This is a genomic window from Azospirillum sp. B4 (genome assembly GCF_000333275.1).
In the GTDB taxonomy this organism is placed as follows: Bacteria; Pseudomonadota; Alphaproteobacteria; order Azospirillales; family Azospirillaceae; genus Nitrospirillum.
Genome location: NZ_BACU01000109.1, coordinates 1 through 999, shown reverse-complemented (window position 1 = coordinate 999; position 999 = coordinate 1). Strand labels below are relative to the sequence as shown.

General features: G+C 59.5%; 1 pseudogene. It reads left to right on the top strand.

From position 1 onward, the window contains the following. Positions 1-276 precede the first annotated feature (276 nt). Positions 277-999, top strand: a pseudogene (locus tag I55_RS34095) (IS630 family transposase); the annotation flags it as partial.

The window sequence follows — 999 nt, the reverse complement described above, 5'->3', positions numbered from 1 at the left end:
TCATACGGGGCTTTCTCCCCGGTATCCGTTCAGGCCAATGAAAAAGACGAGGGCGATCAAACTCTAACTCGGCTCGTTAACAGCCTGCGGTCACTCGATCCGTCCCTCGCCGCTGGGAGAGGGGTGCAGCCCTCTCCCAGCGATTCCATCGTCGCCCGTCGGCACGGAAATTCATAAGACAAGCGGGATGAAATAAGGCTGATTCAGGATTGGATTCCCAACGAGCTTGGAATGTGATTCAAGGTTACCGGTTTGATTTATATGGGGCCGGGAACGATGGGTCGTCCGTACTCGATGGATCTTCGTCAGCGCGTTGTTGACGCGGTTAAGCTTGATGGCCTGTCACGCCATCAGGCCGCGAAGCGGTTTGGCGTTGCGGTGAGCACGGCGATCAAATGGCTGGAGCGCGAGGCGGTAACCGGCAGCGTGGCTCCTGGTCAGATGGGAGGGCATAAGCCGAAGGCGATCTCCGGGGAGCACCGGGACTGGCTGCTGACGCGCTGTGCCAGCGGCCCGTTCACCTTACGTGGTCTTGTCCGTGAGCTGGCGGACCGGAATTTGAAGGTGGACTACCGCTCGGTCTGGGAGTTCGTGCATGCTGAGAAACTGAGTTATAAAAAAAGACTTTGGTCGCCACGGAAAGAAGCCGGCCGGACATCGCCCGCCACCGGGAGCGATGGCTGAGACTGCGACCGGGGATCGATCCGTCTCGATTGGTGTTCATCGACGAGACGTGGACCAAGACCAACATGGCGCCGTTGCGAGGCTGGGCCCCGCGTGGGCAACGGTTACCTGGTCCGGCACCCTTCGGCCATTGGAATACCATGACCTTCATCGCCGCCCTGCGCCAAGATCGCGTGGATGCGCCGTGGCTGATCAAGGGGCCGATCAACGGCGAGCGCTTCAGGATCTATACCGAGCAGGTCCTTGTCCCGACATTGAAGCCCAACGACATCGTCATCATGGACAATCTCGGCTCACATAAAGGCAAGGCCTCCG